The organism is Curtobacterium sp. MCBA15_001, assembly GCF_001864835.1.
Classification (GTDB): Bacteria; Actinomycetota; Actinomycetes; order Actinomycetales; family Microbacteriaceae; genus Curtobacterium.
On record NZ_MJGI01000023.1, the window covers coordinates 168,122 to 186,415 of the forward strand.

Genomic DNA, 18,294 nt, shown 5'->3' on the forward strand with positions numbered 1-18,294 from the left:
TAGGAGGACCCACAGACAACCCGCCAGGGTCCGGCCGCACACGTCACGAGTTGTTCACATGACGGACGGGAGGCGCGGTGCAAGTGACCGGACCCGGTCACCTGCACCGGGCCTCCAGTCCGTCTCCAGCGAGCGGTCAGGCGATCGCACCCCACCTGCCGTCGGCGGCGCTGGCGACCACGGCGTCGATGACCCGGGCGGACCGTGCGCCGTCGGCGAAGGTCGGCAACCCGTCGGGCGCGACCCCGGTGCGGACCGCGGTGTAGGTGTCGACGACGAAGGCGGCGAACGCGTCGAGGTACCCCTGCGGGTGCCCGGCCGGCACGATCGCCAGGCGCCGCTGGTCGGGGGAGCCCTGTGCCGGGTCCCGCACGACGATCTGCGCGCCGGTGTCGTTGCCGAACCACGCGGACTCGGGCTGCTCCTGGTCGAAGGCGGCGGACCCCCGGGTGCCGTCGACCTCGAACCAGAGCCGGTTCTTGCGACCGGCGGCGACCTGCGAGATGACGACGTTGCCGATCCGGCCCTGCTCGGTGCGGAACGTCGCGACGGCGGTGTCCTCGGTCGTGACCTCGGCACGGGTGTCGGCGTCGGCGATCGGGTCCGGGTCGGGCGACCCGGAGAACGACGGACCCGACGCCGCCGGCCGGGTCGGGTAGACGATGTCGGTCGCGGCGCTGACGGACCGGAAGGGCTCGCCGATGACGAACTCGACCAGGTCGCACCAGTGCGAGCCGATGTCGGCGAAGGCCCGCGACAGGCCGCCGGAGCCGGCGTCGACCCGCCATGACGACGAGTCCTCGTCGAGCATCCAGTCCTGCAGGTAGTGGCCGTGGACGGCGAGCAGCCGCCCCAGGTCCCCGTCGGCGATGCGCGTCCGGACCTCGCGCACCATCGGGTGGAAGCGGTAGACGAACGGCACGGTGGCGACGACCCCGGCCTCGGCGGCGGCGCGTTCGAGCTCGCCGGCCTGCTCGCTCGAGACCGCGAGGGGCTTCTCGCACACGACGTTGATGCCCGCGCGGATCACGGCGAGTGCCTGGGGATGGTGCTGGTCGTTCGGCGTGCAGACGTGCACCACGTCGGGGGCGTCGGCGATCACCTCGTCGAGCGAGGCGTAGCCGCGGGGCAGGTCCAGCTGTGCGGCGACCTGGGCGGACCGCTCGGCGGTGCGGCCGAGGATGCCGAGCACGTCGGCCCCCGCGGCCCTGGCGGCGCGCACGTGCACGGCGGCGATCATGCCCGTGCCGACCACGACGACGCGCAGTCGTCGTCCGGTGTCCTCGCTCGTCATGGGTGCTCCCTCGCGCCGTGCGTCGTCCTCCACAGTATTGGAACCGGCCGTCCGTGCACCGGAACCGGTGGGTACGGTCTGGGGCATGGCGAGCCTCCAGACCACACTGCTCATCCTCGGCGCCAGCGGCGACCTCTCCAAGCGCCTGCTGCTGCCCGGCCTGGCGACCCTGTTGGAGGTGAAACAGGGCTGGGACGTCCAGCTCGTCGGCGCCGGGGTCGAGGACATCGCGCCCGACGACTGGAAGCAGCTCGTGCACGACGCGTTCCAGGACGCACAGGCGTCCATCAACGAGGAGGACGAGGGGGCCTCCGGCCACGGGCCGCTCCCGGGTCGGCTGCAGGACGTCGTCGACGCCTCGACCTACCGCAAGGCCGACGTCACCGACGCGGACGACCTGAAGGTGTTGCTCGGCGACTGCCACCACGACCCGGCCGTGTACTTCGCGCTGCCGCCGGCCGTCACCGAGAAGAGCTGCGCCGTGCTCAAGGACCTCGACCTGCCCACGGGGACCCGCCTGGCGCTCGAGAAGCCCTTCGGCACCGACGCCGCCAGTGCCGAGCACCTCAACGACCTGCTGCACTCGTTCCTGCCCGAGGAGCGCATCCACCGCGTCGACCACTTCCTCGGCCGTTCCACCGTCCTCAACCTGCTCGGCCTGCGCTTCGCGAACCGCATCGTCGAGCCGCTGCTGTCGAGTGCGCACGTCGAACGCGTGGACATCGTCTACGACGAGACCCTCGGGCTCGAGGGCCGTGCGCGCTACTACGACAAGGCCGGCGCCCTGGTCGACATGATCCAGAGCCACCTGCTGCAGGTCATGGCCGTCGTGGCGATGGAAGCCCCCGCCTCGATCGACGCGGACGACCTCCGCACGCAGAAGGAACTCGTGCTGCGGGCGGTCCGACCGTGGGGCGGGGACCCGCTCACCGCCGGGCGCCGTGCCCGGTACACGGCCGGCACGGTGGGGGACCGCTCGATGCCGTCCTACGTCGACGAAGACGGCGTCGACCCGTCGATCGGCACCGAGACGCTCGCGCAGATCCGGCTCGAGATCGCGAACTGGCGCTGGGCCGGGGTGCCCTTCACACTCCGCTCCGGCAAGGCGCTCGGCGAGCAGCGGCGCGAGATCGTCATCACGTTCAAGGACTCCCCGCACGTGCCGGACGGGCTGAGCGGCGTGCAGCGCCCCGACCGGCTCCGGATCTGGATCGCCCCGGACAAGATGGACCTCGAGCTCAACGTCAACGGCCCGGGCGACCCGTACACGATCGACCACACCGTGCTCGAGACGACCTTCAACCCCGGGCGGCTCAGCGCGTACGGCGAGGTCCTGGCCGGCGTGCTCGAGGGGGACGCGACGCTCTCGGTGCGCGGGGACAGCGCCGTGCAGGGCTGGAAGGTCGTCGAGCCCTTCCTGTCCGCGTGGAAGGCCGGCACCGTGGACCTCGACGACTACGCCGCCGGCTCCGAGGGACCCGACGGGTGGGACAACATCGACTGCTGAACGCCTCCGTCCCCCGGGCGAGCCGTCGCTCGGGTCGGCGGGCGTAGCGTCCGGGGCATGACCACGATCGACGACGTCCTGCAGACCGTCCCCGAGCCCGCCGGGGCCGACATCCGTGTCGAGCCCGTCCGCTACGACCACGAGGGCACGGCGCTCCTCGGGGTCCTGGCGAAGGACGCTGCCGTCTCGGGCCCGCGCCCCGCCGTGCTCGTCATCCACGACTGGCACGGGGTGAACGAGCACGTCGAGGCCCGCGTCACGATGCTCGCGCGCCTGGGCTACGTGGCCTTCGGCGCCGACGTCTACGGCGAGGGCGTCCGTCCCGGCGACGACACCGCCGCCCAGGTCGCTGGCTCGTACTACCAGGACCTGCCCCTCATGCGGGCGCGCGTGGAGGCGGGTCTCGACCGGCTGCGCGCCGACCCCGACGTCGACCACTCGCGCATCGTCGTGATGGGCTACTGCTTCGGTGGCTCCGCGGCGCTGGAACTGGCCCGGACCGGGGCCGACCTGGCCGGCGCCGTCTCCTTCCACGGCGGGCTCATCGCTCACGACCCGTCCGATGCCCAGGCCATCCGGGCGAAGCTGCTCGTGCTGACCGGCGCGGTCGACCCTGTCGTGCCGGACGAGGCGGTCCAGGCATGGGAGGACGAGATGCGCGCGGTGCCGGAACTCGACTGGCAGCTCGTGTCCTACAGCGGCGCGATGCACGCGTTCGCCGTGCCCGGCACCGACGCCCCGGACCACGGTGCGCAGTACCAGGAGCGGGCGGACCGTCGGTCGTGGCAGGCGCTCCAGGTGTTCCTCGCCGAGGTGTTCGGCGAGGAGCTCGCCACCGTCTGACCCGACGACACGCCGACCCCGGCCCGTGGCGCTGCTCGATTGGCGCTGCGGGCCGCACCTGTTGTAGAGTCTTCCACGGCCGCTTCGGTGGCCACGCGCTCGTAGCTCAATGGATAGAGCATCTGACTACGGATCAGAAGGTTGGGGGTTCGAGTCCCTTCGAGCGCACAGACACAGAACACAACGACGAAGGCCCTGGCGGATCACGCCGGGGCCTTCGTCGTTTCCCGGTCGTTCCGCATCCTCGGAGGCGCCGGCCGTGCAGGCCGGCCGCAGACAGACGGGAGGCCCGTGGCGGATCCGCCACGGGCCTCCCGTCCGACCTGGGTCGGGTACTACGCCATCGCGCGCACCTCGGCCAGCGTCGGGTAGTCCGTGTAGCCCTCGGCGGTCGTGCCGTAGAACAGCTCCGGGCGGGGCTCGTTGAGCTCCGTGTCGCGCTCCCAGCGGTGCGCGAGGTCCGGGTTCGCGATCGCCAGGCGACCCACGGCGACGGCGTCGGCCTGGTCCGCGTCCAGGAGGGCGACGGCCTCGTCACGGGTGGTCAGCGACGAGAAGCCGGAGTTCACGATGAACGGGGCACCCGCGGTGCGACGGACGTGCTGCACGAGGTCGCCCGTCGGCTCGGCGTGCAGGACGTCGACGAAGGCGATCCCGAGCGGCGCGATGCCCTCGGCGATGGCGGTGTAGGTCGCGCGGACGTCCGCTGCGTCGTCCTCGATGACGCCCTGGATGCCGTGCTCGGGCGACAGGCGGATGCCCGTGCGGTCGGCGCCGACGGCCTCGGCGACGGCCGTGACGACCTCGATCGCGAAGCGCGCGCGGTTCTCTGGGGAGCCGCCGTACTGGTCGGTGCGGGTGTTCGACACCGGGGACATGAACTCGTGGACCAGGTAGCCGTTCGCGCCGTGGACCTCGACGCCGTCGATGCCGGCGGCGATGGCGTTACGCGCGGCCTGGGCGAAGCCCTGCACGGCCTGCGCGACCTCGTCGGTGGTCAGCCCGTGGGGGACCGGCATGTCCGCCTTCGAGCCGTCCGCCAGGTGGGTCTGTCCCGGTGCGGCGATCGCGGACGGGCCGACGATGCGCGGGGTGGCGGAGATCGACGGGTGCGAGACGCGGCCGCCGTGCATGAGCTGCATCACGATCGTGCCGCCCTCGGCGTGCACGGCGTCGGCGACGCGGCGCCAGCCGGCGATCTGCTCGTCGGTCTCGATGCCGGGCTGCCCGGGGTAGGAGCGGCCTTCCTGCACGGGCCAGGTGCCCTCGGTGATGATCATCCCGAGGCCCGCACGCTGGCGGTAGTGCTCGACGAGCAGGTCGTTCGGGATGCCGTGCTCACCGGCGCGGGTACGCGTGAGCGGGGCCATGACGATGCGGTTCGACAGCTGCAGGGCGCCGAAGGAGGTGGGTTCGAAGAGCTTCACGCGGGGTGCAACGCCGTGTTGCGGAGGGCAATTCCCGCGTTCGGGAACCGGACGGTCAGTCGCGCGGGCACACCAGCGTCGAGGACCGGACCTGGCCCTCGGGGCGGATCACCTGGTGCCGCGAGAGTTCCTTGTGGCAGATCGGGCAGGCGCGGTCGACCGTGCGGTCGTCGATGCCCTCGGCGTGCCCGGCGCCGATCTGCGACGGCCCCATCTTCTCGATCAGCGTCGTGTTCCAGCGGGCGTACCAGTCGGAGAAGCGGCCCATCGTCCTGCCTTTCGTTCGTGCACTCATCATTATTGCACGAACGAAGGCGCGGTGCGGGAATCACGCGGTGTCGACGACCGCGAGCAGTTCGCTGAGCTCGTCCTTGAGGGCCTCGAGCCGCGCCAGTGGCCACCCCAACCGCTCGGCGATCGTCACGGGCACCGTCCGGGCACGCTCGCGCAGGGCTCGCCCGGCCGTCGTCAGCGTCACCGCGAGTTGCCGTTCGTCCGTGGTGCTGCGGGTGCGTCGGACGTAGCCGGAGGCCTCGAGGCGCTTCAGCAGTGGGCTCAGGGTGGCGGACTCCAGGCGCAGCTCGGCGGCGATCTCCCGCACCGATCGTGGGTCGTGCTCCCACAGCGCGAGCATCACGAGGTACTGCGGGTGCGTCAGGCCCATCGGTTCGAGCAGGTCGCGGTACAGCCCGATGACGCTCCGGCTCGTCGCGGCCAGGGCGAAGCAGAGCTGCCGGTCGAGGGCGAGTGGGTCGAGGTCGGTCGTGGCCATGGGGCCAGCGTACCGTTCGTGCACGAACCGTCGCCCTGGTCCCGAACCGCCTGGAGGCCCGGTGCCGGTCTCGTGGACCGGCACCGGGCCTCCAGGCGGGTGCGGTGGTGCGCTCGCGACAGATCCGACGTCGTACGACATCGGATGTGTCGCGGTGCCGGCATGTGGGGCGGCCCCGCCGGCCGGAACGACAAGACCGCTGTCGTACGACAGCGGTCTTGTCGTTCCGCGCGGCGAGCGGGGTCGCGCCCCCGCGCTACGCGCGGTGGGCGGGTGCGTGCCCCGAGCCGTGCGTGGGGGCGTCCGGCGCGACGGGCAGCGCGTGGCTCCCCGTGTGCGTCTCCTCGCGCGGCATCGCGTGACCGCCGTCCGACGGGTGCGCGCGCTCGAGCTTGGCGCCCTCGACGTCGACGTCCGGCACGATCCGGTCGAGCCACTTCGGGAACCACCACGCGCTCTCGCCGAGCAGGTGCATCGCGGACGGGATGAGCAGCATCCGCACCACGAACGCGTCGACGAGCACGCCGAACGCCAGCCCGAAGCCGATCGGCTGGATGGTCGAGGAGTCCGAGAAGATGAAGCCCGCGAACACCGAGATCATGATGATCGCCGCTGCCGTGACCACCGCGCGCCCGGCGTGCAGGCCGCGCTGGACGGCGACCTTCGCGCTGGCGCCGTGGGCGTAGGCCTCGCGCATGCCCGACACCAGGAACAGCTGGTAGTCCATCGCCAGCCCGAACAGGATCCCGATCTCGATGATCGGCAGGAAGCTCAGGATCGGCGCGGGGTCGTGCACGTTGAACACGCTGCCGAACCAGCCCCACTGGTAGATCGCCGTCAGGCCGCCGAAGGTCGCCAGCACCGACAGGATGAATCCCGCGGTCGCCGTGATCGGCACCAGGAACGACCGGAACACGATGATCAGGATGATGAGCGACAGCCCGACGACGACCGCCAGGTAGAGCGGCAGCACGTTCGCCAGCTTCTCCGAGACGTCGATGTTGGCCGATGCGTTGCCGGCGACGCCGAGCGTGGCCTTCCCGCCGTCGACGGACACGTCCTGGGCGCGGAGGTCCTTGACCAGCTCCTCGGTCGAGACGCTGTCCGGGCCGCCACTCGGCTTCACCTGGAACGCGACGATGTCGCGCGACCCCGACGTCCCGATCGGCAGGACCGCGTCGACGTCGGCGTTCTTCGCGATCGCCTCGCCGACCGTCACCTCGGTGGCCGTGACGTCGGCCTTGCTGACGGCGCCGGGCAGTGTCGCGACGACGAGCAGCGGGCCGTTCTGACCGGCTCCGAAGTCACGGTCGAGCGCCTTGTACGCCTTGTACTGGCTGGAATCGACGTTCTCGGACGCACCGGTCGGCAGTCCCAGGCGCATCTGCGTGGCGGGGAGCGCGATCGTGCCGAGCACGACGATGCCCGCGACCAGCGTGAGGACCGCGCGCCAGGTCGACATCGGCGTGTTCGGGACGCGGATCGAGCCGGTGTCGCCGATGCGGGCGCGCTCCTTCTTGCGCAGGATCCGCATGCCGAGCACCGACAGCAGCGCCGGGGTGAACGACGTGGCGATGCAGATCGCGAAGAAGACCGCCACCGCACCGACCGTGCCCATCAGGCCCAGGAACGGGACGCCCGTGATGTTGAGCGCGAGCAGGGCGACCATGACGGTGGCGCCGGCGAAGACGACGGCGTTGCCCGACGTTCCGTTCGCCAGGCCGATCGACTCGTGCACCGGCATGCCGGCCTTCAGCTGCGTCCGGTGCCGGTTCAGGATGAACAGCGAGTAGTCGATGCCGACCGCCAGGCCGAGCATCACCCCGAGCACCGGCGTGACCGAGATGAACTCGACCAGGCTCGAGAAGGACAGCGCCGCGAGCGAGGCGATGCCGACGCCGAGCACGGCCGAGGCGAGCGGGATCGCAGCACCGATGACCGTCCGGAGCATCAGGAACAACACGATCGCCGCGACGATCAGACCGATGACCTCGCCGGGCCCGACGATCGAGGGGACGCCCTGCGCGATGTCGTTCGACACGTACACGTCGACGCCGTCGATCCCCGCGTCGTCGGCCTTGTCCGAGATCGCGGTCTTCGTGGTCGGCGAGACCTCGTTCGTCGACTTCGTGAACTGGATCGTGCCGATGGCGCTGTTGTCGTCCTTCGAGACGAACCGGATGTCCTTCGACAGGTCGAGCAGCTTCGTGCCCTGCGTCAGTTCGGACTCGCTGCTGTCGAGCTTCTTCGTGTTCGCGTCGATCGTGGCCTGCGCCTCGGTGAGCTGCTGCTCACCCGCGGTGATCTGCGCCTGCTGGGCGTCGATCTGCGCCTGGGCCTGGGTGAGTTGCGCCTGCGCGGCCTGTGCAGCCGCGCCGGAGGACGCCGCGCCGGAGGCGGACGCACCCGCCGACGCCTGCTGCTTCTGTGCGTCGAGCTGCGCCTGGGCGGCCGCGATCTTCGCCTTGCCGTCCTCGAGCTGCTGCTTCTGCGCGTCGAGCTGCTGCTGACCCGACTGGATCTGCGCGCGGCCGTCGGTGATCTGCTGCTGGCCGTCGACGAGCTTCTGTCGCTGCTCGTCGAGCTGCTGCTGGGTCGAGAACCCGTTCACCGCACCCTTGACGTCGGGCAGCTTCTCGACGTCCTTCAGGAAGTCGGCGACGCCGGTCTTCTGGGCGTCCGAGAAGGCCTTGCCGTCCTTCGTCGTGAACACGATCGAGCCCGAGCCGCCGTTCGCGCTCGGGAACTTCTCGGCGAGCAGGTCCTGCACCTGGCTGGTCTTCGTGCCGGGGATGGTGATCGACGAGGAGATGCTCCCGCCGAACAGGGCGTACGTGCCGCCCGCGATCCCCATGATCACGATCCAGGCGATGATCACGAGCCAGTGCCGCCGTGCGGAGAATCGTCCGAGGCGGTAGAGCAGACCGGCCATGCGGTGCCCCGTTCCTTTCGTAGAGGGTGGTGCGGTGAGGGCGGGGCACGGCGGCGGACCCCTGGGAGGTGTGGAGGTCAGGCGGCCATGTAGCCGCTGCGGACGCTGTGCACGAGTCGTGCGAGCAGGGCGTCCCAGGCATCGAGGGCGGGTTGGTCGGTCCGCGGGCCCGTCGTGCGGAGCCAGTGTTCGGCTATCACGACGATGCCGCTCATCAGCGACTCGACGAGCAGCGCGGTGTCGAGCTCGTCGGCGCCCGGGTGGCGTCGGACCACCTCGGCGCGCAGCCGGTCTGTGACCCTGGTGAAGGCCGTCTGGGTGAGCACGGCCGCCTTCTGGTTCTCGCGCTCGGGTTCGCCGAGGATCCGGTACATGCTGGCGATGGCCGGCGCGAGGTCGGCCCCACGCGCGGCGGACTCCAGCTCGTCGAACATCGCCGCACGGCTGCCGTCGCCGACCGGAGTGGCGGCGACGTCGGTCAGGAAGCGGTCGATGATCACCGAGAGCTCCTGCTCGCACACGGCCAGCAGGACCTCGTCGAGCGAGGAGAAGTGGTTGAAGACCGTCCGCCGGGCGATGTCCGCGCGAGCGGCGAGGTCGTCGACGCTGAAGTCGCGGCCACCGCGTTCCTGGATCAGGTCGCGCGCGGCCTGCAGGATCGCGGCACGGTGCTTCGCCTTGAGGGCGGCACGACGGTCGATCGACAGGGTCACGACGTAGACACTAAGTGCATCGATGCACTCGGTGCAACGAACCGGGGTGGACGCTCAGGCTTGTCCCCCGGTGGTTGACTGACAGCAGACCACGCCCGTACGAAGGAGTACCGATGTCCGTCCGCCTGTCCCCGGAGACCCTCGACGCGATCGCCGCCAGCGGGGTCGCCGTCCCGACCTACGACCGGGCGGGCATCACGGCCGGAATCGTGCACTTCGGGGTCGGCGGCTTCCACCGGGCGCACCAGGCGATGGTCGTCGACCGGCTCCTGCAGCAGGGTGCGGCGCGGGAGTACGGCATCTGCGGTGTCGGCGTCCTCGAGCAGGACCGGCGCATGGCCGAGACGATGCGCGAGCAGGGCGGGCTGTACACGCTCGTGCTCAAGCACGCCGACGGCACCCGCGAACCTCGGGTCATCGGCAGCATCGTCGACTACCTGCTCGCGGTGGACGACCCGGACGCCGTCGTCGAGAAGATGGCGAACCCGGAGACGAAGATCGTCAGCCTCACCATCACCGAGGGCGGCTACAACTTCGACCACGTCACGGGGAAGTTCGTCGAAGACGACCCGGGGGTGGTCGCCGACCTGGCCGGGGAAGCGCCGCCGCACACCGTCTTCGGGCTCGTCGTCGAGGCCCTGCGCCGGCGACGGGACCGCGGCGTCGAGCCCTTCACGGTGATGTCGTGCGACAACATCCAGGGCAACGGGCACGTCGCCCGCGCGATGTTCACCGCCTACGCCCGGCTGCAGGACCCGTCGTTCGCGGACTGGATGGACGAGCACGTGCACTTCCCGAACTCGATGGTCGACCGGATCACGCCCGTGACGACCGACGAGGACCGCGCGATGGTCCGCGACGACCTGGGCATCGAGGACGCCTGGCCCGTCGTCGCAGAGCCGTTCTTCCAGTGGGTGCTCGAGGACGACCACCCCGCCGGTCGCCCGCCGTACGAGGACGCCGACGTGCAGCTCGTCGAGGACGTCGAGCCGTACGAGCTCATGAAGCTCCGGCTCCTGAACGCCAGCCACCAGGGCCTGTGTTACTTCGGGTACCTGTCCGGGTACCGCTACGCGCACGAGGCCACGCAGGACCCGGCCATCGCGACGTTCCTGCGCCGCTACATGGACGAGGAGGCCACGCCGACGCTGCACCCCGTCCCCGGCATCGACCTCGAGGACTACAAGGCCACACTCATCGAGCGCTTCCAGAACCCCGAGGTCCGCGACACCCTGGCCCGGCTCTGCGCCGAGTCGAGCGACCGCATCCCGAAGTGGCTGCTGCCCGTCGTCCGTGCGAACCTCGCGTCGGGCGGGCCGGTGACGCTGTCGGCCGGCATCGTCGCGTCGTGGGCGCGGTACGACGAGGGCACGGACGAGTCCGGCGAGCCGATCACGATCGTCGACCGCCTCGCCGAGTCCCTCCACCGCATCGCGCTGACCCAGCGCGACGACCGGCTCGCCTTCATCGCGAACCGGCAGGTGTTCGGCGACCTGGTCGACGACGAGCGGTTCGTCGCCGCGTACCGCGACGCGCTCGACGGGCTGATCGACGACGGCGCGCACGCGACGGTGGAACGCCTGTCGCGTTCGTAGTGCGCGCGTCGCACCCCGCTGCCGACATCGCACCCCGTCGGGACGGGGTGCGATGTCCGTGACGGGGTGCGACGCCGGACGGGAGGCTCGTGGGGACCCCGCCCCGCGCCTCCCGTCACCGCAGCAGCGCGAGCACCTGCGCCGCCAGCGCCCGCTGGGTCGGGTCGGCGCGGACCGCAGCCTCGGCGAGGGCGGCGATCCGCTCGGCGGCGGTGCCGACCGGCGCGGTCGCGCCGACCCGTGCGGCACCACGCGCGAGCAGTCCGTCGACGTCGCCGTGTCCGCGCCGGACCGCCTTGACCGCAGCGACCGCGTTCATGAGCGCGCTCTCCGCCGTCGACCAGGGGCGGACCCATGTCGGGTCGGAGCCGAAGGTGCCCGACACCTCGAGGTCGACCCGTTCGAACAGCGTCCACCCGGCGAAGCGGACGAAGACGAGTCGGCGATCCGTGTCGTCGGGGTCGAGCCGGAGGGACTCCACCGGTCCCACCGTCCGGAGCGCGTCGGGCAGTGCGGCCAGGGCCTCGTCACCGCGGGACCCGACCTCCCATGCCAGGTCGACGTCGCTGTACACGTCGTCGGTGCCGTCCGCACGGGATCCGCGGAGCGCGGCGGTACTGCCGGGGACGACCGTCGTCAGGGCCGTGACCAGCGTGTCGATCCGCTCGGCGAGGGACGAGGCGCGCATGCCGCGAGGCTAGCCGCCTGTCAGCCGGGCGGGGCAGGCTGCAGGACATGCGTGCATCGACCAGGTCCTCCGCGCTCGTGCTGTCCGTCGTCGCCGCGATCGCGCTGACCGGGTGCAGCGGCGCTGCGGCTCCGTCCGCCACACCGACCGCGACGTCGTCGACGGCTGCCGGCACAGCGCCCGCCGCGGCCCGCACGGACCGGGCGTTCCGCGCGCTCGAGGCGCAGCACGACGCCCGGCTCGGGGTCGTCGCGATCGACACCGGCTCGGGACACCGCGTGCAGTACCGGCCGGGTGAGCGGTTCCCGTTCGCCTCCACGAACAAGACCTTCATCGCAGCGGCGGTCCTGGCAGCGTCCTCGGATGCCGACCTCGACACCGTCGTGCACTACGGCCGGGGCGACCTGCTGTCGTACGCGCCGGTCACGACGCGGTTCGTCGACTCCGGGATGACGGTCGGAGAGCTCATCGACGCGGCGATGCGGTTCAGCGACAACACCGCGGCGAACCTGCTCGTCGCCCGGGTCGGTGGTCCGGCGGCCGTCGAGCAGTGGCTGCGCGGGACCGGCGACCGGGTGACGAACGTCGACCGCACCGAACCCGACCTGAACCAGGCGACACCGGGCGACGAGCGCGACACCACGACGCCGGCGCAGTTCGCCGCGGACGTGCGATCGGTGCTGCTCGGGACGACGCTCGAGGCCACCGACCGGACGTTCCTGCGGGACACGATGCTCGACAACACCACGGGTGCGGGGACGATCCGCGCCGGGGTGGACGCGGCGTGGCCGGTCGCCGACAAGACCGGCACGGGGGAGTACGGCGTCCGGAACGACATCGGCGTGGTGTACCCGGCGGGCGGTGCCCCGATCGTGGTCGTCGTGATGACGGCGACCGACCGTGCCGACGCCCAGGCCGACGACGCGCTCGTGGCCGCCGCGTCGGGGACGGCGGTCGCGGCGCTGCGGTGACGCGGGCTCCTGCGGTCGTCTGGAGCCCTGCGGCGTACGCTCCGCGGCATGGCTGACTTCACCGAGGCGCAGGCCGCCGTCGTGCGGATCGAACGAGCGGAACCCGGGCGTTGGGACCTGTCGGTCATCAGTGACAGCGGGGTGCCGATGGGGCACGGGGTGTACCTGTTCGAGGCCGATCGCGACGACGAGCAGGACGAGGTCGCCGGCGCTGCCGAGTTCGTCGCGGAGTACGGCTTCCGGTTCGAGCCCGACGCCGTCGTGGCCGACGGCCCGGACGCCTTCTGGGCGCCGATGCTGCCGAAGGACTGACCACCCCCGGCCCGCTCCGTGACGGACGGGAGGCACGGTGCCAGCTGGCACCGTGCCTCCTGTGTGCGCGCGCTCCGCATGGTGCGACGCGCCAGCGGCGCGCGGCGCCAGCGCCGACCGAGCCTGCGAGGTCGGTTGCGTGTGCCGGCTAGGACAGCTTCTTGCTGTCCTGCAGCCACCCGGCGAGCTCGGTCATGTACTGGGCCTGCGAGGCGTAGTCGAGCGCCGGGAAGGTCCAGCTGTGGACCTGGCCGGCCGCCAACGCGGCGTTGTCCGCGAAGGTCGGCTGCTTCTCGAGGTCAGCGACCTGGTAGCCCTGCTGCGACAGCAGCAGCACGTCGCCGCTGATCTGACCCGCGTTCTCCCAGCTGTAGATGCCCCAGTAGAAGCCCTCCGGCTTCGGGGTGACGAGGTCGACGCCGAAGTCGCTGTACATCTGCAGCGTGGGCTCGTCCGACGGGCGCGTGACGTAGGCGCCGTCGCCGTCCGCGTACATCGACACGACGCGCAGGTCCTGCTCCTTGGCGACGGTCTCGAGCTTCGTCTTCGCGGTGTCGAAGCGCTTCTCGGCCGCGTCGACCTTCGACTGCTCCGCCCCGAGCGACTCGGCCAGCCCGGTGACGTCGTTGATGACGTCGAGGCCCTTGCCGCCCCACTTCACCTGCACGACCGGAGCGATCGCGGCGACCTGTCGCTGCTGCTCCGCGTCCTTGAAGCCGTACGCCGGCGCCTTCGGGTCGAGCGTGCCCTTCGCGTCGGTCGGGTAGACCGACGTGACGACCAGGTCGGGCCGCAGCGCGGCGAGCTGCTCGAGGTCGATGTCCCCGTAGGACTTGCCGAGCTGCGTGATGCCCTTGGTGTCGAGGCCCTTGAACCGGGCGTCGGACGCCATGGTGAGCTGTCCGAACGTCCCGACCGGGTGCAGACCGTACTGCACGAAGGAGATCGCCAGGTCGTTCAGGACCACGACCCGCTTCGGGGTGTGGTCGACCTTGACGGTGGTGCCGGTCGCGTCCTCGTACGACCAGGCGCGGTCCGCCGCGGACGACCCACCACCGTCGGCGGACGACGCGGTCGTGCCGGTGCTCGAGCAGCCGGCGAGGAGGAGGGCCGACGCGGCCACGGCGGTCAGGAGGAGGGATCGGAGCTTCACGTTAGGAGAGCCTAACCTAAGTCGGCGGACTCCACGAGTCCCGCGTGGTCGAGGTCGTGCTCGTCGGCCTCGGGGACCACCATCGGCGCTCCGGTGACCGGGTCGGGGACCACCCGGGCGTGCAACCCGAAGGCCTGCGCCAACACCGCGGGCGTCAGGACATCGTGCGGGGGCCCGTCGGCGACGACACCGCCGTCGTGCAGGACGACGAGACGGTCCGAGTACCGCGCGGCCAGGGTCAGGTCGTGCAGGACCATGACGACCGTCGCGCCCTGGTCGCGGTTGATCCGCCGGACGAGCCGCAGCACCTCGAGCTGGTGCGCCAGGTCCAGGTAGGTCGTGGGCTCGTCGAGCAGCAGGGTGTCGGCGCGCTGCGCGAGGACGAGTGCGATCCAGGCGCGCTGCCGCTGCCCACCCGACAGGCTGGCGACGTCACGGTGGGCGACGGCGGTCAGGCCGGTCGCGGCGATCGCCTCCTCGGCCACGGCCGCGTCCTCGGCGGTCCACGGTCGTGCCCAGGACTGGTGCGGGTTCCGACCACGCATCACCAGGTCCAGCACGGTGGTGCCTGCAGGGGCGACGGGGGACTGGGGCAGGATCGCGAGCTTCCGCGCGACGGCCCGGTTCGGCTCCTTGCGGATCGGCGCGCCGTCGAGGTGCACGTCGCCGGCGATCGGCTTGAGGACGCGCCCGAAGGCCTTGAGCAGGGTCGACTTGCCGCAGCCGTTCGCGCCGAGGAACGTCGTGACGGTCCCGCGCTCGATCGACAGGTCGAGGTCGTGCAGGACAGGGTGCCGGTCGTAGCCGACGGACAGCTCGCGGGCTTCGAGCACGGCGGGGTGCGGGGTCATCGGGACATCTCCTTGCGGTGACGGACGAGCAGCCAGATCAGGTACGGGGCGCCGATCACGGTCGTGACGATGCCGACGGGCACCTGCCACGGGAAGGCCGACCGCGCGAGCAGGTCGGCACCCAGGACCAGGACCGCGCCGAGGGCCGCGGACAGCAACAGTGGCGGGCGGTTCGTGCCGGCGAGCCGGAGCGCGATCTGCGGGACGACGAACGCGACGAACCCGACCGGCCCGGCGGCGGCGACGGCCGCGGCGGTGAGCACCACGGCGAGGGCGATCACGAGCAGGCGGTGGCGCTGGATGCCGAGCCCGACGCCGACGGCGACCTCGTCCCCGAGCTGCCCGATGCCGAGCGCGGCACTCGTGGCGAGGGCGATGGGGACCGCGACCACGGTGACGATCAGCAGCGGCCAGACGCTCGACCACGAGGTGCTCGCCAGACTGCCGACGAGCCACTGCGACGCGGCGGTGGCCTGGGTGATCTGGGCCCGGACGAGCAGGTAGCTCGTCACGGCGTCGAGGGTGGCGCTCACCCCGATCCCGACCAGCACGAGCCGGTAGCTCTGCACGCCGCCCCGCCAGCCGAGCCCGTACACCGCCACGGCCGCGACCAACGCGCCGACCGTCGCCGCGACCGGGATGCCGCCGCCGAGGACGGCCGAACCGACGGCGTAGCTGCCACCGCCGAGCACGACCGCGGCGACGGCTCCGACACTGGCGCCGGAGGTCACGCCGATGATGTCGGGCGTGCCGAGGGGGTTCCGCGTGAACGTCTGGGTGAGCGCTCCAGCGACCGCGAGGGTCACCCCGACCAGGGCGCCGGTCAGGACCCGGGGCAGGCGGAGGGTGGTGACGATGAAGGCGTCCGGACCGCTGCCGAGGCCGAGCAAGGACCGCACGACCACGTCGGGGGTGATCCACGTCGAGCCGATCGCGACGCCGAGCACCACGAGCAGCAGCGCGACGACGACGGCGCCGACGCTCATGCCGAACACGCGGGGGCGCCAGGCGAGTCCGACGGGCCCGATCCGGACTCCGCGACGCTGCGGGGTCGGGGCCGTGCCGGTGGGCGCGGTCGTGCTGGTGGGCGCGGTCGTGCCGGTGGGCGCCGTCGGGTGTCCCGCCGCCGGGGTCCGTGTCGCGCTCACAGTGCCACCAGCGATCGGCGACGTGCCACGGCGACGAAGACCGGGCCTCCGATGACGGCCAGGACGATGCCCACCTCGACCTCGGCGAACCCGCCGATCAGTCGCCCGACGACGTCCGCCAGCAGCACCAGGGCAGCACCGAGCAGCGCCGACGCGGGCAGTGCCCACCGGTGCCCGGTCCCGACGAGTGCCCGAGCGACGTGCGGGACGGTGAGCCCGACGAACCCGATCGGACCGGCGGCCGCGGTCGCCCCGGCGGCCAGCAGGGTGATGCCGCCGAGCCCGACGAGCCGCGCGGCCAGCACGTTCTCGCCGAGGCCCTTCGCCAGGTCGGCGCCGAGGCCGAGGGCGTCGAGCGCGCGGACGTTGGTCACGGCGAGCACGAGGCCGACCACCAGGAACGGCCAGGTGGCGCCGAGCACGTCGAGCTGTCGCCCGGACAGCGACCCGACGACCCACAGGCGGTAGGCGTCGAGCGAGGCCTGGTCGGTGAGGACGATGAACGACGTCAGGGCGCCGAGCAGGGCGGACACGGCGGCACCGGCCAGCGCCAGGGGCACCGGGCTCGCGGTCCCGCTGCCGGCGATCGTCACGGAGAACACCACGACGCTCGCAACGACGGCACCCGCCAACGCGAACCACACCGTCACGCCGGTGTTCGTGATGCCGAACACGTACACGCCCAGCACGACGGCGAGCCCGGCACCCGCCGAGACGCCGAACAGCCCGGGGTCGGCGAGCGGGTTGCGGGTGTGGCCCTGCATGAGCAGACCGGCGACGCCCAGTGCTGCACCGACCGCTGCGCCGATGAGCGTGCGCGGGACCCGGGAGCCCCAGACGATCGCCTCGTCGGTGCCGGAGCCCGTGTGCAGGAGTCCGGCGACGACGCGGTCGAGCCCGATGTGGTTGCTGCCGAAGACCATGCTCGCGACCCCGGTCAGCCCGAGCACGACGACCATCCCGAGCACCACGGCAGCCCGTCGTCGCATCGCTCGCCGGTGCACTCCGGGAGCGCCGACCGGGGGACGCGCTGCCGCCGGACGGACGTCGACGGGAGCGGAGACTGGGGATGGCACGGAGACCATCTTAGGTTAGCCTTCCCTCATGGCGAAGACCCCGCGGCTCCTGCCCACGCACCCCCGGCTCTTCCACGCGCGGGTCCTGCGGACGGAACGGGCGACCCCGTCGATGCACCGCGTGACCATCAGCGGCGACGACCTGCACGAGTTCGAGCACCTCGGGTTCGACCACTGGTTCCGCCTGTTCATGCCGCTGCCGCACCAGGACACGTTCCGCATGCCGGAGCTCGACGGCGCGAAGTGGTGGCCGCAGTTCCTCGCCGTCCCCGAGGACGTCCGTCCGCACTGCGCGAACTACACCGTCGCCGCCTTCCGCCCAGCGACGGCGACCACCCCGGCGGAGCTCGACATCGACTTCGTCGTCCACACCGACGCCACCGGCACGCCCGAGGGCCGCGCGGCGCTCTGGGCCTGTGCTGCCCGTCCCGGCGACCAGCTCGCCCTGCTCGACCAGGGCTGCATCTTCGACTGCCCGGACGACACCAGCGAGGTGCTCGTCGTCGCCGAGGAGACCGGCCTGCCCGGGGTCGTCGGCATCGCGGCCTCGCTGCCGCGGGACACGGTCGGCCGCATCATCCAGGAGGTCCCGACCGCCGCGGACATCCGCCCGCTCGACGCCCCGGCCGGCGTCGCGGTGACCTGGATCGTCCGCACCGACCCGCACGCGACCCCCGGTGCGGCGGCGCTCGAGGAACTCCGACGCCACACGCCGTCCGACGACCGCGGGTACGCCTTCGTCGTGGGGGAGAGCACCCTGGCGACCGAGGGGCGCCGCCACCTGCACCGTGCCGGGCTGCCGAAGGCGCGGATCACCTTCAGCGGCTTCTGGAAGCAGGAGCGCACGCGCGTCCTCGCCTGACGTCGGGGCTCGGCCCGCCCGATCGCGAAAGCGACAGTTCTGCGGCGATGGTCGGAGCAGGACTGTCGCCTTCGCGAAGTTGTCGGCGGTGGCCCGACGGGAACTGTCGCTCGCGCAGGTCTGAAGCGGGCCGCGTGACGGACGGGAGGC

Annotated in this window: 17 protein-coding genes and 1 tRNA gene; 7 read left to right on the forward strand and 11 right to left on the reverse strand. The window is 71.9% G+C overall.

Translation table 11 applies throughout. From position 1 onward, the window contains the following. Window positions 1-136: 136 nt before the first annotated feature. Window positions 137-1,294 (reverse strand): Gfo/Idh/MocA family protein, encoded by a 1,158-nt coding sequence (locus tag BIU90_RS10120; protein WP_071300097.1) that lies wholly within the window; start codon window positions 1,292-1,294, stop codon window positions 137-139. 85 nt (window positions 1,295-1,379) lie between these two features. On the opposite strand from BIU90_RS10120, the gene BIU90_RS10125 reads away from it, so the two are divergent. The 3 genes from BIU90_RS10125 (at window position 1,380) to BIU90_RS10135 (ending at window position 3,812) form a co-directional block, all read left to right on the forward strand. Further along, window positions 1,380-2,801: a glucose-6-phosphate dehydrogenase gene (locus tag BIU90_RS10125; protein WP_071300098.1), complete on the forward strand. Its 1,422-nt coding sequence runs from the start codon at window positions 1,380-1,382 to the stop codon at window positions 2,799-2,801. A 57-nt stretch (window positions 2,802-2,858) separates the two neighbouring features. Further along, on the forward strand, window positions 2,859-3,644 hold the full coding sequence (locus tag BIU90_RS10130; RefSeq protein WP_071300099.1) for a dienelactone hydrolase family protein: 786 nt from the start codon (window positions 2,859-2,861) through the stop codon (window positions 3,642-3,644). Window positions 3,645-3,739: 95 nt separating this feature from the next. Continuing rightward, a tRNA-Arg gene (locus BIU90_RS10135) sits at window positions 3,740-3,812 on the forward strand. 167 nt (window positions 3,813-3,979) lie between these two features. Here BIU90_RS10135 and BIU90_RS10140 read toward each other — a convergent pair. The 5 genes from BIU90_RS10140 to BIU90_RS10160 form a co-directional block, all read right to left on the reverse strand. Further along, window positions 3,980-5,071, reverse strand: coding sequence for an alkene reductase (locus BIU90_RS10140; protein WP_071300100.1), 1,092 nt, complete (start codon window positions 5,069-5,071; stop codon window positions 3,980-3,982). Between the two features lie 55 nt (window positions 5,072-5,126). After that, on the reverse strand, window positions 5,127-5,339 hold the full coding sequence (locus BIU90_RS10145) for a hypothetical protein (RefSeq protein ID WP_071300101.1): 213 nt from the start codon (window positions 5,337-5,339) through the stop codon (window positions 5,127-5,129). Window positions 5,340-5,399: 60 nt separating this feature from the next. Then, window positions 5,400-5,843, reverse strand: coding sequence for a MarR family winged helix-turn-helix transcriptional regulator (locus BIU90_RS10150; protein WP_071300102.1), 444 nt, complete (start codon window positions 5,841-5,843; stop codon window positions 5,400-5,402). 256 nt (window positions 5,844-6,099) lie between these two features. Then, the gene (locus BIU90_RS10155; protein WP_071300103.1) at window positions 6,100-8,775 is read right to left on the reverse strand and encodes an MMPL family transporter; all 2,676 of its coding nucleotides are present in this window, start codon (window positions 8,773-8,775) and stop codon (window positions 6,100-6,102) included. A gap of 77 nt (window positions 8,776-8,852) precedes the next feature. After that, complete coding sequence (locus BIU90_RS10160; protein ID WP_071300104.1) at window positions 8,853-9,488, reverse strand: TetR/AcrR family transcriptional regulator; 636 nt, start codon at window positions 9,486-9,488, stop codon at window positions 8,853-8,855. Between the two features lie 113 nt (window positions 9,489-9,601). Here BIU90_RS10160 and BIU90_RS10165 point away from each other — a divergent pair, with 113 nt between their 5' ends. Then, window positions 9,602-11,083, forward strand: a complete 1,482-nt coding sequence (locus tag BIU90_RS10165) for a mannitol dehydrogenase family protein (RefSeq protein WP_071300105.1) — start codon at window positions 9,602-9,604, stop codon at window positions 11,081-11,083. A 115-nt stretch (window positions 11,084-11,198) separates the two neighbouring features. Here the strand turns inward: BIU90_RS10165 and BIU90_RS10170 are convergent, their stop codons facing one another. Next, window positions 11,199-11,771, reverse strand: coding sequence for a hypothetical protein (locus BIU90_RS10170; protein ID WP_071300106.1), 573 nt, complete (start codon window positions 11,769-11,771; stop codon window positions 11,199-11,201). A 47-nt stretch (window positions 11,772-11,818) separates the two neighbouring features. On the opposite strand from BIU90_RS10170, the gene bla reads away from it, so the two are divergent. Both bla and BIU90_RS10180 read left to right on the forward strand, forming a co-directional pair. Continuing rightward, window positions 11,819-12,742 carry a class A beta-lactamase gene (gene bla, locus BIU90_RS10175; RefSeq protein WP_071300107.1) on the forward strand — a complete coding sequence of 308 codons (924 nt, stop codon included), beginning with the start codon at window positions 11,819-11,821 and terminating at the stop codon, window positions 12,740-12,742. 48 nt (window positions 12,743-12,790) lie between these two features. Then, window positions 12,791-13,054: a hypothetical protein gene (locus BIU90_RS10180; RefSeq protein WP_071300108.1), complete on the forward strand. Its 264-nt coding sequence runs from the start codon at window positions 12,791-12,793 to the stop codon at window positions 13,052-13,054. Window positions 13,055-13,202: 148 nt separating this feature from the next. Here BIU90_RS10180 and BIU90_RS10185 read toward each other — a convergent pair whose 3' ends face one another. The 4 genes from BIU90_RS10185 to BIU90_RS10200 are packed head-to-tail and all read right to left on the reverse strand — an operon-like array spanning window position 13,203 to window position 17,282. Next, window positions 13,203-14,207, reverse strand: coding sequence for an ABC transporter substrate-binding protein (locus BIU90_RS10185; protein WP_071300109.1), 1,005 nt, complete (start codon window positions 14,205-14,207; stop codon window positions 13,203-13,205). Between the two features lie 11 nt (window positions 14,208-14,218). Then, complete coding sequence (locus tag BIU90_RS10190) at window positions 14,219-15,058, reverse strand: ABC transporter ATP-binding protein (protein ID WP_071300110.1); 840 nt, start codon at window positions 15,056-15,058, stop codon at window positions 14,219-14,221. Continuing rightward, window positions 15,055-16,206 carry an iron chelate uptake ABC transporter family permease subunit gene (locus tag BIU90_RS10195; RefSeq protein ID WP_083403861.1) on the reverse strand — a complete coding sequence of 384 codons (1,152 nt, stop codon included), beginning with the start codon at window positions 16,204-16,206 and terminating at the stop codon, window positions 15,055-15,057. The genes BIU90_RS10190 and BIU90_RS10195 overlap by 4 nt, the downstream gene beginning before the upstream one ends. Then, on the reverse strand, window positions 16,203-17,282 hold the full coding sequence (locus BIU90_RS10200) for an iron ABC transporter permease (protein ID WP_254787006.1): 1,080 nt from the start codon (window positions 17,280-17,282) through the stop codon (window positions 16,203-16,205). Before BIU90_RS10200 ends, BIU90_RS10195 begins: the two co-directional genes overlap by 4 nt. A 28-nt stretch (window positions 17,283-17,310) precedes the next feature. Here BIU90_RS10200 and BIU90_RS10205 point away from each other — a divergent pair, with 28 nt between their 5' ends. Beyond that, a complete protein-coding gene (locus tag BIU90_RS10205; protein ID WP_071300112.1) occupies window positions 17,311-18,144 on the forward strand; it encodes a siderophore-interacting protein in 834 nt (277 codons plus the stop codon). Window positions 18,145-18,294 lie beyond the last annotated feature (150 nt).